At 42.1% G+C, this 17,919-nt stretch carries 14 protein-coding genes; 11 read left to right on the top strand and 3 right to left on the bottom strand.

The window, feature by feature from the left end; translation table 11 throughout:
• Together KGY70_07860 and KGY70_07855 are read right to left on the bottom strand one after the other, a co-directional pair.
• Positions 1-711, bottom strand: a 711-nt coding sequence (locus KGY70_07860) for an ABC transporter permease subunit (GenBank protein ID MBS3775085.1), incomplete at its 3' end; no start/stop codon positions are given.
• Positions 686-1,651: an ABC transporter substrate-binding protein gene (locus KGY70_07855; GenBank protein ID MBS3775084.1), complete on the bottom strand. Its 966-nt coding sequence runs from the start codon at positions 1,649-1,651 to the stop codon at positions 686-688. The genes KGY70_07855 and KGY70_07860, both read right to left, overlap by 26 nt.
• 296 nt (positions 1,652-1,947) lie before the next feature.
• Between KGY70_07855 and KGY70_07850 the strand changes: the two genes are divergently transcribed.
• The 4 genes from KGY70_07850 to KGY70_07835 all read left to right on the top strand — a co-directional run bounded on the left by KGY70_07850 (position 1,948) and on the right by KGY70_07835 (position 6,333).
• A complete protein-coding gene (locus tag KGY70_07850) occupies positions 1,948-2,412 on the top strand; it encodes a hypothetical protein (protein ID MBS3775083.1) in 465 nt (154 codons plus the stop codon).
• Between the two features lie 567 nt (positions 2,413-2,979).
• On the top strand, positions 2,980-3,828 hold the full coding sequence (locus tag KGY70_07845) for an aminotransferase class IV (GenBank protein MBS3775082.1): 849 nt from the start codon (positions 2,980-2,982) through the stop codon (positions 3,826-3,828).
• A 39-nt stretch (positions 3,829-3,867) separates the two neighbouring features.
• A complete protein-coding gene (locus tag KGY70_07840) occupies positions 3,868-5,229 on the top strand; it encodes a Gfo/Idh/MocA family oxidoreductase (GenBank protein ID MBS3775081.1) in 1,362 nt (453 codons plus the stop codon).
• A gap of 117 nt (positions 5,230-5,346) precedes the next feature.
• Positions 5,347-6,333: a class I mannose-6-phosphate isomerase gene (locus KGY70_07835; protein ID MBS3775080.1), complete on the top strand. Its 987-nt coding sequence runs from the start codon at positions 5,347-5,349 to the stop codon at positions 6,331-6,333.
• 95 nt (positions 6,334-6,428) lie between these two features.
• On the opposite strand, the gene KGY70_07830 is transcribed toward KGY70_07835, so the two are convergent.
• Entirely contained in the window at positions 6,429-7,706 is a 1,278-nt protein-coding gene (locus KGY70_07830) for a hypothetical protein (GenBank protein ID MBS3775079.1), read from the bottom strand.
• Between the two features lie 104 nt (positions 7,707-7,810).
• On the opposite strand from KGY70_07830, the gene KGY70_07825 reads away from it, so the two are divergent.
• The 7 genes from KGY70_07825 to KGY70_07795 all read left to right on the top strand — a co-directional run.
• Complete coding sequence (locus KGY70_07825; GenBank protein ID MBS3775078.1) at positions 7,811-7,996, top strand: DUF393 domain-containing protein; 186 nt, start codon at positions 7,811-7,813, stop codon at positions 7,994-7,996.
• A gap of 229 nt (positions 7,997-8,225) precedes the next feature.
• On the top strand, positions 8,226-8,936 hold the full coding sequence (locus tag KGY70_07820) for a DUF1080 domain-containing protein (protein ID MBS3775077.1): 711 nt from the start codon (positions 8,226-8,228) through the stop codon (positions 8,934-8,936).
• Between the two features lie 30 nt (positions 8,937-8,966).
• The gene (locus tag KGY70_07815; GenBank protein MBS3775076.1) at positions 8,967-9,863 is read left to right on the top strand and encodes a sugar phosphate isomerase/epimerase; all 897 of its coding nucleotides are present in this window, start codon (positions 8,967-8,969) and stop codon (positions 9,861-9,863) included.
• Positions 9,864-9,999: 136 nt separating this feature from the next.
• Positions 10,000-11,349 (top strand): Gfo/Idh/MocA family oxidoreductase, encoded by a 1,350-nt coding sequence (locus KGY70_07810; GenBank protein ID MBS3775075.1) that lies wholly within the window; start codon positions 10,000-10,002, stop codon positions 11,347-11,349.
• A gap of 66 nt (positions 11,350-11,415) precedes the next feature.
• Positions 11,416-14,574 carry a TonB-dependent receptor gene (locus KGY70_07805; GenBank protein MBS3775074.1) on the top strand — a complete coding sequence of 1,053 codons (3,159 nt, stop codon included), beginning with the start codon at positions 11,416-11,418 and terminating at the stop codon, positions 14,572-14,574.
• Positions 14,575-14,595: 21 nt separating this feature from the next.
• Entirely contained in the window at positions 14,596-16,287 is a 1,692-nt protein-coding gene (locus KGY70_07800) for a RagB/SusD family nutrient uptake outer membrane protein (protein ID MBS3775073.1), read from the top strand.
• 76 nt (positions 16,288-16,363) lie between these two features.
• Positions 16,364-17,919, top strand: a 1,556-nt coding sequence (locus KGY70_07795) for a hypothetical protein (GenBank protein MBS3775072.1), incomplete at its 3' end; no start/stop codon positions are given.

The raw sequence follows: 17,919 nt of genomic DNA, 5'->3' as shown, positions 1-17,919 counted from the left end.
ATGGTCAAAGAAATAACTCAGCATAATGGCTATAAGGGTCCATGCAATTACTTTATCTACCAGCAGGTAAGTTTGTGCGTTCTGCATGAAAGTCCCTATACCGTACCTGGGCTGACTCAATACCTCTCCTATAATGATGGCCCGCCAGCCGAAACCCATAGCGCTGGAAACGCCACTAAAGATGAAGGGCGCAATGGCAGGTAAATATATATCTTTGATGATGTGTTTGGTCTTTACACGGTACACTTTTGCCAGTACAAGCAGTTTGGGACTTACGTTTTTAATGCCATCGATGATGTTGGTGCATATAAAGGGAAACATGGTAAGCAGGGCTATGAAAACAGGCACCTGGCTGACATCAAACCATATCAGGGCCAGCAGGATGAACGAGATCACGGGCGTGGAGCGTATGGTTACTAAAATGGGCTGCAGAAAAGCATAAAAACTTTCGTTGATGCCCGCTGCTATACCCAGGATGACCGCTAAGATGAAAGAAATGAAAAATCCGGTGAGCCCCCTCAGAATGGTAGAACCTATAATACGGAGGAATGCTTCATCCAGAAAAAGCTCACCTACCGCTATAGCGGTTTTTTCAGGAGAGGGGAGAATAAGCTCTGAAGCAACGATCAATGATCCGGCTTTCCATAAGCCTATAAGAAAAAGAACAGACAGGAGTGTGATGCTTTTATTTTTTGTAATAAAAATCTTCATCCGGTAATTTACCTCCTATGATGTCGGGATTCATCTGGTGAAAAATTTTCAGGTAATCGGTAACCATCTCCCTGACGTCGTAAGCATATGTGAATTTTATATTACACCGGGGTATTGACTGATATGCTACTTGTTCGCTCTCCAGAATGTTGTTTTTAACAATCAGTTGAGAGCCGTTCTTTGGATGGTTGTTTATCCAACGGGTTGATTCAGCGTACTTTCTTAAAAATTGATTGACTTCCTGCTTATTATTCTCTGCAAATTCCTTATGCACCAACAGGGCTGTCTGGGGTATTTCCATGCCGGTTTGGTTTTTCCATGCTTCATTAAGGCTAATCACCGGTTTTATCCGGTTATTTTTGCTTATAACCATGCTTACCATAGGTTCTGAGATAACTCCGAGATCAGCTTTACCTGAAGCTACAGCATTGGCCAGCTCAATATGGGTGGGGAAAGAGTAATCCAGTGCTACATCTTTTTGGGGATCAATGCCATTTTTGTCCAGCAGATACCTGAACATTACATCAGGAGTCATACCCTTGGCCATCAGGTGGATTTTTTTACCCTTCAAATCATCCCACGAAGTGACTTCCTCACTTTTCCCGAAAAGATAAAGCGTTCCCCAGACCGGAACAGCCGCCAACTGATAATTGACCCCTTTGTTGTAAAGTATCGAAGCCATATTGGTGGGTACCACGGCAAATTCTACCTTTTCTTGAAAAAGCAGCGGCCTGATTTGTAAGGGCTCATTTTTGATCTGAAAATTGACTTTCCTGTCCTGTATGGTCTGAAGGCTGTCGATCATATGGATCATACTGATTGCAGAAGGCCCCCGCAGTGTAGCTATGTCAATGCTTTCGGTGTTCTCATCGCCGGTTCGGGAACCACAGGAAGCAAGAAAGATGAGCAGAATGAGTATAGTAATTGTTGCTTTTTTCATAAGTTTTGGGCTTGCTGATTATGGATTTCAAATATAAAAACTTTCAGTTAAACCGTTTGATAATTTTTTCATGGATACAAAGGACATGGTGAAGTGCCAATATGAGCGGCATGAAGTTTCCCAGGTCAAAGCCTGCTTCATCGGATTGATTTTCCTATATTTGTGGTGTGTGGGATGAGATACCCGTTATATTATAGATAGCTTGTTATGAGGGTTATAGAAGATTTTTATTTAATATAAAGTATGGAAATTACAATATTGAATGATTTGTTAAACCAAATAAAGATGATGAATTTATGAAGAAATTATTGTTCATTACATTGCTTGCGTTGATGGGTTCAACGGTTTATGCCCAGGATTATAACACGGGTATTGGTTTAAGAGGTACCTTTGTTTCAGGATTGACGGTAAAACATTTTGTTAAAGAGGATGCCGCGCTGGAAGGAATCGTTTCATTTGGCCGGTGGGGTATGAACTTGACGGGTTTGTACGAATGGCATGCCCGTGCTTTTGATGTGGAAGGGTTGAACTGGTATTATGGTGCCGGCGGACATATAGGGAACTGGAACAATGAGTATCCCTGGGTGGATGGTCGCGGAGAATTTCTGGTTATTGGAGTTGATGGTATCGTGGGCATTGAATATAAGATACAGGAGATTCCCATTTCTCTGAGCGTTGATTACAATCCTTCCCTGAATTTCACCGGTTATCCCGGTTTCTGGGGATACGGAGGTGCTTTATCCATCAGATATACCTTCTGATAAAGAAGAAATGATAAGAAAAAAAAGAAACCCTGTCAATACCGGTATGCCAGAAGGGTTTCTTTTTTCTCATATATTGGATAAAAAGAGATTGCGGTAATGCACACCAACGGTCTTTATTAGGTGAGTGTCTGTATAAAGCTGATGATTAACGCTATTGCAACTAAAATGAGTCCTATCATGACTGTTCGGTTTTTTCTATTTGTTAAGATTTATGAAGGTTTTTTAAAGCAATCATAGTATCATTAATTTGTCGTCATCTTATCAATTTATATGCCATTTTTTATTTGTAACTATATATCAGTGTTTTATTTTAATTTAATTTTTATTGGGTTGTTCGGTATCGATACATCGGACGTCCGATAACGTACAAAACCTATTTAGACTCTATTTATTCACTACTGTTACGTTGTTTCCGGAGATCAACAAAAAATAATAAGCCTGAAGAGGGTTATCTTAATGGCTTATTTGTCAATTGATTTTTAAAGGGGATAAGATAAAGATTCCAATTGATTGAATCTTTTAAGAAGGATATTGTACATTTGTCTGAAATGAGAAACGTGATTCATGAATGATGACGCTGGTACATATTATTTGCTGAATGACCGGTTGAAGCCGGAGGACGATTTTTATAGAGAAGAGGCTTCAGGTGGGTTTTCAGTATATGAAATTGTTCGGGTAAAAGATTCCGTGGCAGTTTTTCTGGAAGATCATCTGCATCGGCTTTATCACTCCCTGGAATTAGAAAACCTTGGAATTAAGGAGAATGAAGAGGCAATAAGGAATCAGATCCGCAAACTGATAAGGAAAAATCCGGTGCGTTCGGGAAAGATCAGAATCGTGGTAAACTTTTACAATTATCCGCAGCCCCGGGATTATGATCTGTGGTTTTATTTTGACCGTTATGAGCCGCCCACAAAGCATCAATATCAAAATGGTGTGGCAACGACCCTTTGCCGGGCCGTACGAAATGATCCCAACGTGAAAATGCTTAATACACAAGCTCGGCTCAAGGCTGACGACAGGATCCGGGAATCATCAGTTTACGAAGCTTTGCTTGTGGATGAGGAGGGTTATATTTATGAAGGAAGCCGGTCGAATATTTTCTTCATAACAGGCAGCAAGCTCGTTACCCCTCCCGATGAGAAGGTATTGCAAGGTATCGCCCGAAGTAAGATCCTGGAGATATGCCAGGCGCACCATCTGGATTTACAAAAGCGGAAAGTGCATCAGAAGGAGTTGAATGAATTTGGAACTGCGTTTCTTTCGGGAACTACACCTAAGATTTTGCCCATCAGGCGAATCGACAATATTTATTTTTCCCCGGAGAATTCACTGATGGCTTTTCTGATGCAGGCCTATGAGGATATGGTAGAAAAATATATCAACGAAAGGCAATCATACGAAATGCAATAAATAAAAAAAATTGATCCATTCATCTTAATCGAAAGCCTTATGAAAAACAATGTAAATCGCCGGAACTTTCTTAAAACCACTACTGTCGCCGGACTCGGACTAGCTTTTACTCCGGGTTCTGCGCTTGGAAAAAGCTCTTATGGGAGTCAAAATAATGTATCAATCGGATTTATCGGAGTAGGAGGTAGAGGAAGGTCTCATCTCGGTCTCATTTCACAAAGAAAGGATGTTGTTATTCCTGCCATCTGTGATATTGATTCCGAAGCCATTGCCAAGACCCAAAAGTTATTGAAGGATAATGGCCTTGAAGAAGCAGAAACGTATACCGATCATGAGTATGCTTACCGCAAACTTTTGGAACGGGAGGATATTGACGGAGTTCTGATTGCAACCCCCTGGGTATGGCATTCACCTATGGCAGTAGATGCTATGAAAGCCGGAAAGTATGTTGGATTGGAAGTTCCTGCTGCTACTACTCTGGAAGGTTGCTGGGACTTGGTACATGCCCACGAAGAATCAGGAACTCAGTTGATGTTTCTGGAAAATGTAAATTATGCCCGGGAGGTATTGGCTGTATTGCAAATGTTGCGGGATAATCTTTTTGGAACTCCGGTTCATGCAACATGTGGGTACAAGCATGATCTGAGAGGCGTGAAATTTGAAGGAGCAGAATTCGGAAAAAATACGAGTGGAGAATCCAGATGGAGAACCCAGCATTCACTGAAAAGAAATGCAGACCTTTATCCCACTCATGGGGTGGGACCCGTAGCCAAATGGTTCAATATTAATAGAGGAAACCAGTTTGAGTACCTTACGTCTGTGGCTACCAAATCGGCAGGATTACATGAATATATTGTCAGTCAGGGAGGTTCCGATCATCCCAATGCAAAGCTCGACTGGGAACTGGGAGATATCGTTACGACCATAATAAAAACCGCTAACGGGGAAAGTATAGTCATCAGTCATGACACCAATTTGCCCCGTCCGTATTCCTGGGGATTTACGCTTCATGGCACCGGAGGTGTATGGAACGGCCAATATGAGGGCAGAAGGATATATATAGAAGGCAAATCCAAACACCATCAGTGGGAAACCGGTGATGATTACGATGCCTGGATGAAGAAATATGACCATCCCCTGTGGAAGAAATACGAAAAAGCAGCCAGAGAGGCAGGACATGGAGGAATTGATTATTTTACCGACCGTACCTTTGTGGAATGTGTGAAACAAAATGCACATCCTCCCATGGATGTTTACGATGCTGCCGCCTGGAGTTCCATAACCCCGTTATCTGAAAAGTCTGTCTCACTGGGCAGCCAGCCGGTCAATTTTCCGGACTTCACCGGAGGAAGATGGATACACAGAGAAGAACCCATTTTCGGTCGTTCAAAGATATTCTGAAATGTGGATGGCTCGGTGTCGCTGAATCTTTTGGGATTCATATGACTATAAAATCTGAAAAAAAACAACACTTGAAAACCTTTCGGATGTCATATTGTTAATTGAAAAACTGTATTTATGAGAGAATTATATCCATTTAAATTCAAGCCTGTTTTTAAAGAGGTTATTTGGGGCGATCAACGGTTAAGGACAGAACTGAACAAAGATATTCCCACCGATCAGAAAATAGGTGAGAGCTGGGAACTTTCCGCTGTAAAAGATAATTACTCGGTGGTTAAGAATGGCTTTTTGGTCGGTAACACCCTGCCGGAATTAATTGAAGTATATATGGGGGATCTGGTAGGGGAGAAAATATTTGACACCTATGGTGAAAAGTTTCCTTTGCTCTTCAAATTCATCGATGCCAATGATGTTTTGTCCATCCAGGTGCATCCCGATGATGAGATGGCCAGAGAGCGGCATAACGACAACGGCAAAACCGAGATGTGGTATGTGATTGCTGCCGAGGAAGGTGCGGAACTTATTTCCGGTTTCAACCGGGAGATGGATAAGGAAACCTACCTCAGGCATCTCAATAACAATACATTGCCTGAAATTTTAAATCATGAAAAAGTGCAGGCCGGAGATGTTTTTTATCTTCCGGCAGGCAGGGTGCATGCCATAGGTGCCGGTATTCTGCTGGCCGAAATCCAGCAGACTTCCGACATTACTTATCGCATCTATGACTGGAACAGAGTGGGGAAGGATGGTAAGCCCAGGCAACTGCATACCGACCAGGCCCTGGATGCCATCGATTATACATATTACGGGGAATATAAAACACATTATGAACTTAAAAAGAATGAGTCTTCTCCGGTTGTCCGATGTGATTACTTCACCACCAATATTCTTGAACTGGATAAACCCCGTCAAAGGGACATGATAGAGCTGGATTCCTTCGTTGTGTATATGTGTATGGATGGTAAGGTGGAAATAACCTACAATGAGGAGAATTCAGTGTTAATAGAAAAAGGTGAAACAATACTTGTTCCCGCTTCTATAGAACATCTGGTTTATATACCTCATCCTTCGGTTAAATTGCTGGAGGTATATATTGGAGAATAGTTGATAGGATATTTTCAGGATCTACTTTCAGATTCTGAGATAATTGTTTGAAAAATAAGTGTATGTAGCTTAAATTATCCTATGAGCCATAATTTTTAATGTTCGGTGCGCACTGCATCTATACGGGCTTCTTTTTTCCGGGGCATCCTATCAAGCTGAAGTGTATAAAGTTGAGTATCTTCATGCTCAACGATGCTTTTATCAATTATCTTAATGCCGTTGGCTTTAAATGACATTTTCTGAAGACTTTTAATTTTCAGGGTCAAGGTATTCTTTCCCAATTTTCCCGGTATTTTATCAACATTTCTGAAATCCAGTATGATTGTGTTTCCGTTGACTTTTGGCTTGGTACAGGCGTGTTGTACAAGTTGATGGCGAAATTCCAGTGAATTTGCCGCCAGCATAGTATCAAGCCTGTTGTTATAGGGTTTCAGGAATTTGATCCATTTGTCCACAATCTCGAAATTGCGATTGGGATCCGGATGCAGGATATTCGGCCAGTGCATTCCGCAGGTAGCTCCGTGTACTTCGCCTCCCGGACCTTTGCCAATTGTGTCCCATGACAGTATATCCCGGCCCCGGTCTACGGTGATCACTTGGGAGTCAAATCCGAATTTTTCGTATTGGGTAGCTTGAGCATTAAGCATACTGCTAAACGGGGTATTAATGTATTTAAACCCATGATTGGCCAGGACTTCGGCCATGCTTATATCGTGGCTGCCGGTGGGTCCAAAACCATGCCTGAAAGCAGTGGGGACAAAGGAAGTGGGAAGAGGTCCAAGATTATGCTGACGCAAAAGCACTCCAAAAAATTCCAGGTGTTTTTTCACCTGATCCAAAGACCGCATTATGCCCTCATTGTTAGCCCATTCAGCCCTTGTGAATGTATCCCCTTTCCAATATTCATGACCAATACCGTGAAGGGTTAGCTCAAAGTGATCCTTGTTGTTCCGTATAATCTCCGCGGCTTCTTCGAGCCAGGGACCCACCCATTTGGAATTATCCCAGTTTGATCCCATCCAGGTACTGGTAGGCACTTTACGCAAAACATTCTCTTTGTCCCATTCACAAAGGATCATCGCCGCCTGTGGTCGTATGTTCAGCTCCCCGCCCAGACGGACAATAGCTCTGTAGTCATCGGGCACATGATTGCGGTTTATGCCGGTACGATAGGGCTCCTCCCATTCACTCCCGTCCTCTCCCGACCACCATCCAACATCATCTATGACAACATGAATCGGCAGAGGTATTGCAGCAACGATCTTCGCTTTGTTGTTATCCGATTTATGAATTGGCTCACCCAAAGCATTACTGCCCAGAGCCAGTCCGGCGCTTACAAGAGCAGACTTCCTGATAAAATTTCTTCTATCCATAATGTACACATTTAAATTTATTAATATGAATGTAATTGCTTTTATACAAGTTTTGTAATATTTTTTGTCTAAAAATAATTAAAATTAAGCTTATAAATCTTTGATTGGATGCCCTTATCAACCTACAACCAATTGTCCTCTTCGATGGTTACTGCAACTTGTGCAGCGGTTCGGTAGTTTTGGTGCTGAAGCGGGAGTGGGGAAATATTTCCCGCTTTGCCTCCCTGCAATCAGATGTTGACGGCCAGATTCTTTCGGAGATGGTAGTATATCAAAAAGTACCTGTATAAAAAGATACAAAAATATTTTAGGATTTTTTAACTTTTTTTTGAAAGTTTTTTTATTTTTAGGAAAACATTAAAGGAGGTGGCAGGTGCAGCATGTCTCTGAAATTTAGATAATATAACTATTCCAGGAGGGATGATATTACAGACCATCAAAATTAAATGGTATAGGTTTTTTGATACCAATTCAAACTGAAAATTTCTAATTACTGATAAAATCTTAAATTTTAAAGAAATGAGAAAGACAGCATGGTTTATTTTTTCTATCCTTTTTGCTTTTGCAATTAAAGGTTTATCTGCCCAGGAGAAAGTTTCCACTTTTGGTCAGGAGCTTCAATACAATCAGCTAATTTCAGAGAAAGCTTCCGAAGGTAAGGAGGTGAACTGGTTTCAGGTAAACACAGAACCAGATACATGGAAGCTTAAAGATGAGGTGTTGATTTGTTCAGGAGATCCCATTGGCGTGATCCGCAGTGAAAAGAAGTATGAAAATTTTATCCTGCATATTGAATGGAAGCACATGGAGGCAGGCGGCAATTCGGGCACTTTTGTTTGGAGCAGTGCTGTTCCTGGGGATAATCGCCTCCCCGACGGTGTGGAAGTACAAATGCTCGAGCTTGACTGGGTGAACCAAAATACGCGAAATGGCGAAAAGCCGCCCCTTGCCTATGTACATGGCGAATTGTTTGGAGTTGGTGGGGTAGAAGTGGTACCGGATAACCCGCGCGGAAAACGCAGCAAGTCGGTTGAGAACCGCTGCAAAGGAAAAGGAAAATGGAATACCTACGATGTAGTTTGTATAGACGGAACCATTAAACTCTCGGTAAACGGGAAATTTGTGAACGGCATCAGCGAATCTTCCCAACAGAAAGGATATATCTGCCTGGAATCAGAAGGAGCAGAAATCCACTTCAGAAATATTAAAATTATTGAATTACCCGAATAGATAAAGCATTTTCAAAAAGGAGGGCTACCTATGAATAGAAGAAATTTTGTAAAAAAAACGGCATTGGGCTCAATAGCGGTTACCACTGCGCCTGCAGTTGGGTTTGCTGCTAATAACCGACTATCTTCCAGGGATATAAAAGTTGGTATGATGTGGGGTACTATCAATGTAGGTGATTCCATCAGAGAAAAGTTTGAGCTTTCAAAAAAAGCGGAATTAGATGGCATTGAAGTTTCAAGTCATCTGGATAGAAAGGAAGTTTTAAAAGCCTGCGAAGCCACCAAATTGAAGATTCCAAGTGTTTGTGGGTCAAAACACTGGGATTTGCCTTTATCTTCTCCTGATGCAGCGATTCGCAGAAAAGGTAGGGATGCTCTGAAAGTGACACTTGAAGACGCCAGTACTTACGGAGCAGATACCATTCTTTTGGTTCCCGGTGTGGTAGATGAGACAACCAGTTACGAGGAATGCTGGTATCGGACCATAGAAGAGATAAAAAAAGTGATTCCTCTGGCAGAAAAATTAAATGTTACCATTGCGATAGAAAATGTATGGAATAACTTCCTTCTCAGTCCTATTGAGGCGAGGTATTATCTTGATCAATTTTCAAGTCCCTATGTGAAGTTTTATTTTGATTGTGGAAATATTCTGATGTATGGATGGCCCGAACAATGGATTAATATTTTGGGTCAACGTATTGCAAAAGTCCATATAAAAGAGTTTAGTCGCGAAAAGGCGGACAATGAAGGGAGATGGGCCGGTTTTGAAGTTGCATTGAGAGAAGGTGATGTGAATTGGGCTGCGGTTATGAAAGCCCTCGACAATATCGGTTACAAAGATTGGATGACCCTTGAACAAGGAGGAGCTGATAGTCTGGAAGGAATGAAGACCCTTGTGAGGAAGACCCGGGAAATTTTAAGAAACTAACATATGTAATATTTTTTTAGGATATAAAATCACTACCTATTTTACCGATAATGTTATTGTATAATTTAATAATTTTAATAATTTAATGATGAGAAACAATAAAAACTCTAACAATTCAAAGGGTGAAAGTAATGGAATGTCCAGAAGACAATTTCTGGGTACCGGTTTGACTGCAGCTGCAGCCTTTGCCATTGTTCCTTCGCATGTGCTTGCCGGGAGCGGTAAAAGAGCGCCCAGCGACAAGCTGAATATTGCTGCTATTGGTATTGGCAGTATGGGGTGGAATGATATAACCAACGATGTGCTAAAGAATGAAAACATTGTTGCCCTGTGCGATGTGAACGAGGAAAATCTCAAAAAAGCCTCGGAGGAGTTTCCGGGAGCCAAAACCTATATTGACTGGCGAAAAGCCTTGGAGCAAAAAGATGTTGATGCGGTTTACTGTGCAACAAATGATCAGTCCCATGCCTTCATTTCCATTTGGGCTATGAACAGAGGCCTTCATGTGTTTTGCCAGAAACCTATTGCCATTACTGTAGAGGAGTCCCGGATGATACGCAATACCTACCTAAAGAATAGGGGCCGGCTCAGCACGCAAATGGGCACCCAGATGCATGCTCATCCAAATGTGCGCCGCGTGGTGGAACTGGTCAGAGGCGGTGCCATCGGCACTCCGCAGGAAGCATGGGTTTGGTGCAGCCGGGTACCCAGTGAAGAAATAAAACATGGAAGATATTTCACAAATATGGACCCCGCACCCGACCACCTTCACTGGGATCTTTGGGTAGGACCCAGCCCTTACCACGCATTCAATCCCAGCTACATTGACGGGGGGTGCCTGGAATGGAACTGGTTCTGGGATTTCGGTGCCGGCCAGATCGGAGATATGGGCAGCCACATGATGGATATAGCCGCCTGGGCCTTGGAACTGGATTATCCCACTTCCTGCGAAGCCGACGGTTCACCGGTCAGCAATGACACGGTACCTTTCTGGCTGAAGACAACCTGGGAACATCCGGCCAACGACTGGCGCCCGCCGGTAAAAGTACACTGGAGCGACGGAGGCAGAAAGCCCAAAGATATTCCGGAGAATGACCGGTTTAAAGCTGTTGTGATTAAAGGGGAGAAAGGCTATATCGTTGCTGATTATGGCTATCGGAAGATATGGTACCATGATGGCGAGACGACCGAAGAGGTTCCTGAAATTGAAAAAGGTACAATCCGTTCTACCGAAGGTCCCATGACCCATTATCAGGAATGGGTTGATGCCTGCAAAGGCGGCCCGGAACCCCTCTCTAACTTTGATTATGCCGGTAAGTTGATAGAGAATAACATGCTGGCCCTCGTGGCTCATAAGTCGCGGAAAAAACTGGAATGGGATGCGGAAAATATGAAGGCTACAAATTGCAGCGAAGCGGAAAGATACATCAAACGTTCCTCCACTCCGGGTACTACATATCGTCAGGGTTGGAAGCTAAACGGTTGATGGATGAGAAAAATAAAATCAATTCAATTCAACTATTTTTTATAACCTTTAAACTTTAACTCAATTATGAAAAAGAAGATCACAATTTTAAGCAAAAGTTTACTGCTGCTGATCTTTATTGGAGGAATGTGTATGAATTCCTCTTTGGCAGCTGAGGGAAATGATCCATCCGCTAATCAGGATCAACATTCATCCCAATCTAAAAATTCTTTTCGGGATGCACTACAACAGGAAATTGAGATTTCCGGGACTGTTACCAATACAGAAGGTGAGCCTTTACCAGGAGTAAACATCGTTGTACAGGGAACTACTATTGGAACAACGACAGACATGGACGGCAATTACACCATTGAAGCTCCTGCTGATGCCACTCTTTTGTTTTCTTTTGTTGGTTACCAGGAGAAAACTATTCAGATTGAGGGACAGCAAGAGATCAATGTAACTATGGAACAGGCCATTACTGAATTGGAAGAGGTTGTGGCCGTTGGTTACGGAACCAGGGAGAAAGGCCGTTTAACAGGTTCGGTTTCCGATGTAAGTGGTGAGCAAATTGATGAAGCTCCTGCTATGGATAATCTTCAGAAATCCATACAAGGTAAGATGCCGGGGCTGAAAATCAGCGACCGGGGAGGCGTTCCCGGACAAAGTTCTATGGAGATGCTCGTTCGGGGTAAATCCACCTTTGGTAACAATTCACCCTTAATTGTTATAGATGGGGTTCCGCGAGGTAGTTTCTCGAATATAGCTGCAAGTGACATCGAAAGTATGAGTGTTTTAAAGGATGCCTCTGCTGCTATCTATGGAGCCCGCGCTGCCAATGGTGTAATTCTTATAGAAACCAAAAGTGGTCAAGAAGGAACTGCAGAGATATCTGTCAATTCAAGTGCCGGAGTTTCAACTTTCACCCGCGTTCCCGAAATGCAGAGTTCCTATCAGAATGCCATATATAGAAATGAAATGGCAGAACGCTATGGAAGAACAGTACGTTGGTCAGACGATGATCTGGAAAAATTTCAAAGCGGTGAAAATCCTATAACACACCCCAATACAGACTGGTATGAGGAGACATTCCGCGATTTCGCTCCACAAACCCATCATAATATTTCTGCAAGGGGTGGAAGTGAAAATATCAATTATTTCCTGAGTGGAGATTATCTTACTAAAGGAGGAATGTATAAAGGAGGAGATTTGTCTTTTAATAGATACCAGATACGGTCAAATGTTGATGCACAGGTTTCGGATAACTTGAATATTGGATTTAACTTATTGGGTAGAGTTAGAAGAAGTCATGAATCTGCTCAGAGTCCGGGATCAATATTCCACAGGGTTCAGCTTGCAAAACCCATGCTCGTGGCAGAATTTCCCAATGGGTTGCCCGGCTACGGTCCTGTAGGAGCCAATCCGATAGTTGCAGTAACCGATGAAGCCGGCTGGAATGAGGAGAATGACAAGGAATTCGAATCGAAGTTGTCTTTTGATTACAATATGGATTGGATTACACAAGGACTGAGTTTGGAAGGATATGCTTCTTATGACTACTCTATAGGTGATGACGAGTTATTTCATGATCTGTGGACGGTTTATACATATGACCAGGAGGATCAGGAGTATATAGAGCACGTTGGAAAGCATACAGAAGGCCAAACCTATTCAGATCTGGATAAAACCAATTCTACGACCCGGGAAGAGTTTTATAACATTCGGTTACACTATGAGAGGTCATTTGGGGACCATAATTTTACCGGGTTTATAGCCTATGAACAAAATGAAGGATACTACGAGTATCTGAATGGTTACCGGAGAGATGTCATCAGCGATCAGAAGGTGGACTTGTGGGCAGCAAGCACAAGCGGAATGGAATCTCATGGCTCTTCAAGTGAATGGGGAAGAGTAAACTATTTTGGTTCAATAGGTTACGATTATCAGAGAAAATATTTGTTTGATTTTACTTTAAGACGGGATGGTTCCTTCAACTTCCCGGAAAAAGGACGCTTTGGTACATTTCCAAGTATATCTGTGGGTTGGACGATTTCGGAAGAATCCTTCATGGCTGCTACCGATTCATGGCTTGATAATTTGAAGCTTAGAGCCTCCTGGGCCAAGATGGGTAATGACCGTGTGCCAAGTTTCCAATACCTGACCAAATATGGCCTTTGGAGTTGGTATCCTTTTGGCGCAGGCAGTCCTGTTCGGTATAATGCTTTTGTACAGGCCAATGTGCCGAATCCGAATATTACCTGGGAATCTGCCAGAACCTGGAATTACGGTTTCGATGCTACCATGTTTGATGACATGTTAACCCTGAATCTCAGTTATTTCTATGAAAAGAGAAGGGATATACTGATTTCACGTGCTGCTGAAATACCTGATTATACAGGATTGTCTTTACCGGATGAAAATCTGGGTAAAGTGGACAATAGAGGTATTGAATTAGAATTAGAACATCAAAATACAGTTGGTGCTAATTTTAGATATAACTTGGGAGGGAATTTTTCCTATAACCATAACGAAATCGTTTATATGGCTGAACCCAAAGATGTTCCTGAATTTAGAGAACAAGAAGGACATCCGATGGATTCGTGGGTAGTTTATAAAACTGACGGAATATTCAATACCCAGGAAGAAGTAGACAATACAGAAGCAAAACTTTCAGGGACAAAGCCCGGTGATATTAAATATGTGGACGTGAATGGAGACGGTGAGATTACCGGCGATGACAGGGTAAGAAGATTTACTTCCCAGACACCCAAAATACAGTTTGGATTTAATACAGGGATGGAATACAAAGGTTTTAGGCTGAACGCTTTCTGGCAGGGACAAGCAAAGGCTGAAAACTTTATTTCTCATATCCGCGGAGCCCACTCAAACTTACCAGAATACCTGTTTACTAAAAGATGGACAGAGAATAATAAAGATGCGGAATACCCAAGGGCTTATGAAAGGGAAGATTACTACAATTACAGGATGTCAGAATTCTGGTTATATAATGCATCTTTTGTCAGACTTAAGAATTTAACCCTTTCCTATAATCTGCCTTCTGAATTGCTGTCAAATAGCACTTTTAATTCCGTTCGGGTTTATATAAAGGGATCCAATCTGTGGACGTTAGACTATATCAGTCAGCGTACAGGTGGAGATTACTATGATCCCGAGATGAGCAATGCGGAAGGTAAGTATTATCCTCAGCAAACCGTCATCACAGCAGGAATAAACCTTAATTTATAAATCAACAAAATCTAAAATATTATGAAAAGTTTTAAAAATATATTAATCATCTTATTCGGCCTGTTGATCTTTGCAACCTCGGGCTGTGAAGAAGAAGTTCTGGATAAGGAGCCCAGACAATCTTTCTCCGAGCAGGATATTTGGAGCCAAATTGACCTGGTGAAAAAATATGTGTGGAACAATTACAATGCCTTACCTCGCTGGGGTATTGATGAGAATTGGAGTCTGAATATGTCCAGTTCCTATGCCGATCAAAGTTTTATTATTTTTGATTATGGTACCTGGGTGTATAACTCCGGTGTTATTGATCCCAGTGCAATGGGAGCTTTAGGCAGCAAATGGGATAACCGCTATGATTATATACGCAATATCAATATTTTCTTCAATAGAATAGAAGAGGTTGAAGCGGAAGAGGATGTCAAAGAACGATTAAAAGGAGAGATGAAATTCCTGAGGGCATGGTGCTATGCTGATTTAATCAGTCTTTTTGGTGGTGTACCACTTTTAACAGATGTTTTTGAACTCGATAGCGATTTTCAGGTAGGCCGGGATCCCTATCAGGATGTGGTTGACTTTATCGTGAAGGAGCTGGATGAGGCCAAATCGATGGTTCCGGCAACAGTGCCCTCTAATGAATTTGGCAGGGTGACCAAAGGCGCTGTTCAGGGATTAAAATCCAAAGTACTGCTTTATGCTGCAAGTAAACTCCATGATCCCAGTACAGAACCAAGTGGACCACTTTACGATTATGATAAGAGCAATAAATGGCAGGAAGCATCAGATGCTGCTGAAGCCATGCTTGATATGGATGAATATTCACTGGTTCAGGTTGATAACTGGAAAGATTATCAGGAGCTCTTTCTGAGCAATAATTCCGAAATTATTTTTGCCTCTCCAAGTCATGAAAAATATAGCAGAAACTGGGAGCCTAATATTGGCTATGTGAATACCCCCAACGGATATCATGGTTGGTCAGGTAACTGTGTGATACATAATTTTGTACAGGATTTCCAAATGGAAGATGGCTTCTCCATTGACGAATCACCTCTCTATGATGATTCTCCCGAGAATATTTATGACAACAGAGAAATGCGTTTCTACGCCAACGTCGTATACCAGGGATGTACTTACAGGGGCAGAGAAACCGAATTCTATTTGCCGGGTGGCCTGGATTCCAAAGATGGACCTGAGTCCTGGAATTATGCCAGAACGGGATATACTATGCGGAAATTCCAGGATGAATCGGTAGATTTTAAAGATCAGAACCCAACCAACCCCAGGATACTTTTCCGCTTGGCTGAGTTTTACCTGAATTATGCTGAAGCTCAGTGGCATCTTGGTAATTATGGAAATGCAGAACAGGCTGTTAATACCATTCGTAACCGGGTAGATTTACCTGATGTTGAATACTCCAATCCTCAGGAGCTTCTTGAGGCAATCAGACACGAGCGACATATAGAACTTGCATTCGAGGAACACCGTTTCTGGGATGTTCGCCGTTGGATGATTGCAGAGGAGGAATTGAATGAAAATGCGAGGGGTATTGCCTGGACGAAGGAAGATGAAGAGGGTAATCTGGATCCCAACGGAGAGTTAACATATGAGATTATACAAAATCAGGAACGCAACTTTAGAGAGCGCATGTATTATATCCCCATACCGTTGACGGAAATAAACAAGAGTGATCTACAGCAAAACTGGGGATACCAATAAGCGTTTTATTCATTTACTAATTGGGTCTAAGGGTCAACAGTCCTTAGACCCAATTTAAAGAAGTTTGATTTGTGATATGAATAATGGAACAAAGGGTATCTTTATACTTCTTATTGTAGTAATCTTCGGCTTAGGTTTTTCTGTAGATGACGATAACAGAAAAACAGGAAGTCATGCTATTGCTTTTCCCAAACCCTTTTCTTTTTCCATTCATGATATGGGATGGATGAAGGGAAACAACGAAGGATATGGGGATTTAACCGGTCCCTACAGAGCCGGGGTTGACAGGGAATTTGATGTTAAGGATTATGAGCCGATAGTTAGGGTCGCTGAAGAAGCCGGAGTACGAATAAGGGGTTTGTTCATACTGGCTGAGCTCGACCGGTTGAATGTTCTGAAGAATTATCCGACAACTACCTGGAAAAGAAAACAGTGGGATAACAGAGAAAATATAGGACCGGAACAAATTGAGATCATGGATTTTGTGAAGAACCACTCCGCTCATCTGGAATTTGGGCTTCACGGAGTAGCTCATGAATACTGGCCTGAGGATGGAGTGCGCAAAAGAGCAGAGTGGTATAATACAGAGGATAAAAGGCCCTGGCCCAAAGAAACAATGTTAAAACATATTGAGGCATGTAAGCAAATTATGGCACAGTATGGGCTTTCCGAAGAAAAGGGCCATTCTTTTCCGGAGAGTTTTGATCCGACTGCTTCCGGTTACTATTGGAATCCTGACGGTGAATATAGTACGGGATCCATAATGAATCAAAAAGGGGTTAAATATGTTTCCACAGCATTTAGCGCTATTTCAGAACTTGACCCTCCGGAGGGACCCAATGCCGGGGGAGTGGATAATGGAGTACTCGTGATTTGCAAGATTGGTGGTGGAGTTTCGTGGTATCGCTATGCCACTTTGCCTCACACCCCTCTGGAAGAGCAAACCTGCAATATGCTCCGGTTACACTTTCCCAATTGGCTTGCTCAGGATCAGTTTCTTCAGGAATCCGTAAATAAGAATTTTATCCAATATTACAGGGAAGTTCAGCGTACAACGGATCGCTATGCAGCGAAGAACACCGAACAATTCTATTCACAATGGTTATACCAGCAATACGCTAAGGTGAAAAGGCCGGGAGACGGTCAGATTGTTATTGACAACCGCAACATGCCGGATGAAATTTATCAACATGAATTGATTGGAAACATGGTGCTGAAAATTGACCTGGAAGAAAGTCAACACCTTCAGGAGGCCAGTATTAACGGAGAGTCAATTGCATGTTATTTTGAAGACCAGGGGTATGGGTTTATATATTTGCCGCCACTTGAAAAGAAGAAATACCGGATAAATTATAATATGGGGTCAGAAGTGCGAATGCCCCATGTTTATAACGATGGTACTTACAATGTTTATGGGTTCAGTCATGAAACCGGAGGAAGTACTGTAGTGAAAGTCAGAATTTATGGAAGTCAGAAGCTGAAAATCAGAAATATTCCCAACTATGAGCCGGATCAGATGTCTTCATCCAATAAGAATTTAAAAATACAAGAAGTATCCTACTGTGAACAAAGACAGGAATTGACTCTCTCATTGAAGGCTATTGATATTCAAGGAGAAACAGGAATCATCAG

The organism is Bacteroidales bacterium, assembly GCA_018334875.1.
Classification (GTDB): Bacteria; Bacteroidota; Bacteroidia; order Bacteroidales; family UBA12077; genus JAGXLC01.
The sequence above is the reverse complement of the archived record's forward strand: the minus strand, read 5'-3'. Positions and strand labels throughout refer to the sequence as shown.